Source organism: Frischella japonica, assembly GCF_014489845.1.
In the GTDB taxonomy this organism is placed as follows: Bacteria; Pseudomonadota; Gammaproteobacteria; order Enterobacterales; family Orbaceae; genus Frischella; species Frischella japonica.
Window position 1 is genome coordinate 1 of sequence record NZ_JABURY010000024.1, and the last position, 4,948, is coordinate 4,948.

The window sequence follows — 4,948 nt, forward strand, 5'->3', positions numbered from 1 at the left end:
GGTCGTATACCCCTGAAAGCACCGAGTGGTATGGTAGATGGTCAAACCGACAGCGTGTGGGACGTGCAGTTTACCAGCAGGACGCAGCGTAAGGACGTCATTACTCAGGATTACAATTACCGCACCGCTGATGCCGATCAATATACACAAATTAATACTGACGCCAAAGACGATACCACTTTTGGTACGGATTATCGTTACGGCGAGCACTACAAAAGCAAAGGCGATGATAGCTTAGTTGAAAGTGGGCTATGGTATGCCAAAATTCGCCATGAGGCACACCTTAGTCAAAAACTGATTATTGAGGGGAAATGTAACAACTATCACTTGATGCCGGGTCAACGCATGATTATCGATGGCAGTTCGATTGATGGTCTTGAGGAGGGGATTATCATCCTCTCAACCGCAAGCCAAGGTGAGCGCAGTGAGCCTTATCAATGTCACTTTACGGCTATTCCATATAATGTTTTAAAGCCATATCGACCACAGCCATTACCGTGGCCACAAGTGGCAGGAACATTACCAGCACGGGTCACCAGCCCGGATAATGATATCTACGGGTATATTGACACAATGGGGCGTTACCGGGTTAAATTTGATTTTGACCTGAAAAATTGGAAAAACGGTGAGGAAAGCTTATGGGTACGCCTTGCCAAACCCTATGCCGGTGATACCTATGGTTTTCACTTTCCATTAATCGATGGTATCGGTGTTGCGATTGCGTTCACCGAAGGTAATCCGGATAGGCCGTACATTGCTCACGCACTACATGACAGCACTCATCCTGACCTTGTGGCAATCGCTAACAAACACCGCAATATCATTCGCACGCCCGCCAATAATAAACTGCGGATGGATGATAAACGCGGTCAGGAGCATATTAAACTGGCCACTGAATACGGAAAAACCCAGATCAACTTAGGTCATTTGGTTAATCAAAATAAAGTGCAGCGCGGTGAAGGGTTTGAACTGCGCACCGATGAGTGGGGCGCGATTCGTGCGGGTAAGGGGTTATTAATTAGTGCCGATGAGCAGTATAAAGCACAAGATAGCCAACTCAATATGCAACAAGCGACTGAACAGTTAAATAAAGCCATTAGCTTAGTGTCGTCATTACAGGATGCAGCTAAGCAAGCGCAGGCAGAATTAGCCGATTTAGCGCGGCAAAAAAGCTTGTTAACGGATTCGCTCAATGAATTAAAAGATGCTGCCATTTTGCTTTCATCGCCAAAAGGTATTGCTCAGGTAACACCTGACAGTATTCAACTCTCGGCAGGGGAAAATGTGATAGTCAGTAGTCATGGGCAGACGGATTTTAATATTCTTAAGAAGTTCACTCTTGCCGCCGGTGAAGCCATCAGCTTCTTTGCCCAAAAACTGGGGATAAAACTCTTTGCTTCACACGGCAAAGTGGATATTCAGGCACAGAATGACGAGATGTCACTCAGCGCACTGAAAGATGTATTGATAAGCAGTCAACAAGGGCGAACCGTGATATCAGCTAAACAAGAACTGATTTTAACCTGTGGCGGTGCGTATTTGCGTCTGGCTAATGGATCAGTTGAAATTGGTGCTCCGGATAATATTATCAATAAATCAGCGACCTGGCAGAAATTAGACGCAGATAGTTTAAGTCAGATGTCGAATCAACAAAAAAGTGGTCAATATGTATTTCATTCACAACTACGTTGGCAACATGATAATTCGGTGATTAAAAATCAGTTGGTGCGTATTATTCGTGCCGATAACACGGAAATTACCGCAATGACAGATAGTGATGGACGGTTGCCGGCTCAGTTTAGTCAGTTTGTTGAACCGATACAGATTATTATTGATGCTGAAGAATAAAGGCTACCAATGCTGATGATTGAATAACCGATAACAATTTAAATAAGAAGGTGTCATCAATGGGATGGAGTATTCCTGAGTTACCTCAGTTGCAACAGATTAAACGCCCGTCTTATCTGTTATGGGCGATAACCGGTGTAGTAATGATGGCTCTGGGGTTAGTATTAACCCTGTTTCTATATCACAATAACGACGCTGCACAATTTTGGTTATTTGCGATTGGGTTGCCCTTTACGTTGTGGCTGCTAATGCTTACCTGTCGGAGTGTGTATTATGCTTTTTTAAAGTCAACCAATGACGAGATAAGTCAACATCAACAAGCTATCACCAGGCAGTGGCAAAATTGGAGTCAGGTACAACTGCCGATTTTTGGTCATTATATTATTTGTGCTGAGCCTGATGGTTTAAAGGCTCTGACGACTGATAATGTCAACATTCCCTTATATCCACAAAAAGTCAGGCCACTGTACAATGCATCAGCCTCAACCAAACCGTATTGGTTTTTGGATGAAGTGATGATGAATTTAGCGCAGCAGTGTGCGGATTATCGTCGGTATCTCACACATATTTATCTACCTAATGAGCTTATCGAAGATGAGGACCTCATAGACGCAATTTTTCAGCGTTGGGATTTAAGGCCACAACCGGTTAAGGATTATGGCGTATTAATGACTCAAATGTACGAAAATCCGGCGGAAGTTGAATTGTCGTTATTGTTAGTATGTCAGTATGATGATGACACATATCACTATCACAGTAAATTTATCAGTGCTTTATTATTAGGGCAAGAAGCTTTGATGAATAAGAGCGGCATGCTGGCAAAAGCGTGGTTAGGTCGCTTAATGGTCACCGGTGAGGCTGAGCTATCCACCGATATCGGGCAGCTTTTTCGTTATAATCAACTCCCACCAAAGAAAGTTAAAGCTATCTGGATATCCGGATTAAATGACAAAACGCGATTAGCTTTAACGATGGCGAGTGGTGAGTTAAATGTAGGCGGGCAGCATGGCGTGACTTTTCACGATATTGACTTAACCTTTGCCAAACCAAGTAAATTAACGCACTACTTTGTGTTAACGATGGCAAGTAGCCGTGTCGGTCAGTCTTTTCGTGAGCAGTTGACGGTGAGTCGCAATCAAAGGTCAATCTATGTACAACTCATTAGCCCGAAAAAATTCGAGTCAGAACAGGACAGGTAGACATAAAATGAGTAATAAAAAACCACAACAATCGTTTCAATATAATACCGTACCGACATCAGACAATACCCAAAACACCTTATTTCTTGAAAAAGGGCGGCTGATTGTGCCGATTATTTTTATCCCTGGCGTGATGGGCAGTAATTTAAAAGTTAAACCTAAAAATATAAAAAAACAAAAGGCTAAAAAAGTGTGGCGTTTAGATAGTCATTTATCCGTTCTTGGTTGGGCCTTGCCTTATTATGGTAATGCCAAGGCACGTAAATTAGAACTCGCTCCTGATAAAACCGCAGTTGATGACCGTGGAAAAATCATTGAGGCCTCTGATGATGCCTCTGATAGAAAAGTGGCGCAAATTAAACACCACTACGACACACAGTTACACTTATTAGGCAATGATAAAAGTCGACAAAATGAAGTAAGGCAACTAAAGCGGGAGCGACGACAAAAAATTGACGAGGCGATCAAAAATACGACTGAAAACCGCCTGTTTGGTTCAAGGCAAGAGCGAGGATGGGGAACAGTAGGGTTTTTCAGTTATGGTGAGTTTCTCGATGAATTGCAGACCAGTCTTTTTGATCAAAGCGGAAGCATTCCAGCGAAAATAAACGAATTGGTCAATAAATCCCCTTTGTTTAGCTTAGATGACGGGGCAAAAACCACTTTATTCTTTAAGGATAAAAAGGACATTGAGCATTGTAAACAATTTTATTTTCCGGTGCATGCCATGGGGTATAACTGGCTTAAGTCCAATGAGGACAGTGCCATGGCATTAAAGGAACTGGTAGACGTGACGTTACCGCGGTATTATCAGAAACGCGGAAAGTTTTATGGTAAAGTGATTATAATCACTCACTCGATGGGTGGGCTAGTGTCTCGTTGTTATACGCAGGCGCTGGGTGGTGAGGATAAGGTGCTGGGGGTGATTCATGGCGTGCAGCCAGCAACCGGCGCGGTGGCCGCCTATACCCGTATGAAGCGGGGAACGGAGGTCAATAGTGGCTTTTTTGGTAAACCAGTCGCCGCCATCACTGAAAACGTACTGGGCAAAGACGCAGCTGAGATGACGGCTGTCTGTGCCCAGGCCCCAGGACCACTGCAATTATTACCGACTCCGGAGTATGGAATGGAGTGGCTAAACATTATAGACGCGAATGGCAATCCTATATCCTATTTCTCACCAGAGAATCCTGACATCTATAACGATATTTATCTGGCCAAAGACAAATGGTGGTGCGTCTGTGAGCCACATCTGATTAACCCCCTCAATAGCGACCATAATGAAGAACAGATGAAGGTTGATTGGTACAAATATGAAAGTATCATGATAAAAAAAGTGAAAACATTTAATTCCGCGATTGCTAATCAGTATCACCCGAACACCTATGCCTTTTTTGGCATTGAAAATGAGGAGGAGCAGATAAAGATGTCCGCGTTAACCTATCAAACGGCACAGTGGCAGGGAAAAAATATCTCCAGTCATAAAGAGCCCGCTACCAACCATATTGGCGACCAGCGCCGGCTCAATCTTAAGGAGCTAAAAGGGAGTCGAACGCTGAAAAATGGTGATATAAGTGAAAAATATACCTTATTACCCGCAGACGGCAATGGTGACGGCACGGTGCCGCAGCGTTCGGGAGAAATCCCAATCAAGTATTTAACAGCACGGATGCATTTTTCGGTTGAGCATGAGCCAGCCTATCAAAAAGATGAGAGTCAAGATTTCACCCTGCGAGCAATTATCGATATAGTGAAAAAGGTACCCCTAGCATGAACACATTAACAACCTTGAAAAAAAAAGGAGCCGTCACGATCGCTCTCTTCTTAACATTAATCAGTTGTCAGGCATTTAACAAGGATATCCAAAAAATGACTTTATCAGCAAACGAACAGCAGCAAGT

Annotated in this window: 3 protein-coding genes; all 3 read left to right on the plus strand. The window is 43.4% G+C overall.

Features of this window, described 5'->3' with window-relative positions:
- Positions 1-12 precede the first annotated feature (12 nt).
- Genes FcAc13_RS11935 through FcAc13_RS11945 form a run of 3 tightly spaced genes read left to right on the plus strand, consistent with a single transcriptional unit; the run spans position 13 to position 4,821 of the window.
- Positions 13-1,848 (plus strand): DUF2345 domain-containing protein, encoded by a 1,836-nt coding sequence (locus FcAc13_RS11935; RefSeq protein WP_281382635.1) that lies wholly within the window; start codon positions 13-15, stop codon positions 1,846-1,848.
- Positions 1,849-1,907: 59 nt separating this feature from the next.
- Positions 1,908-3,047, plus strand: coding sequence for a hypothetical protein (locus FcAc13_RS11940; RefSeq protein ID WP_187756455.1), 1,140 nt, complete (start codon positions 1,908-1,910; stop codon positions 3,045-3,047).
- A gap of 7 nt (positions 3,048-3,054) precedes the next feature.
- Positions 3,055-4,821: an esterase/lipase family protein gene (locus FcAc13_RS11945; protein ID WP_187756456.1), complete on the plus strand. Its 1,767-nt coding sequence runs from the start codon at positions 3,055-3,057 to the stop codon at positions 4,819-4,821.
- The last annotated feature ends 127 nt before the right edge of the window (positions 4,822-4,948 follow it).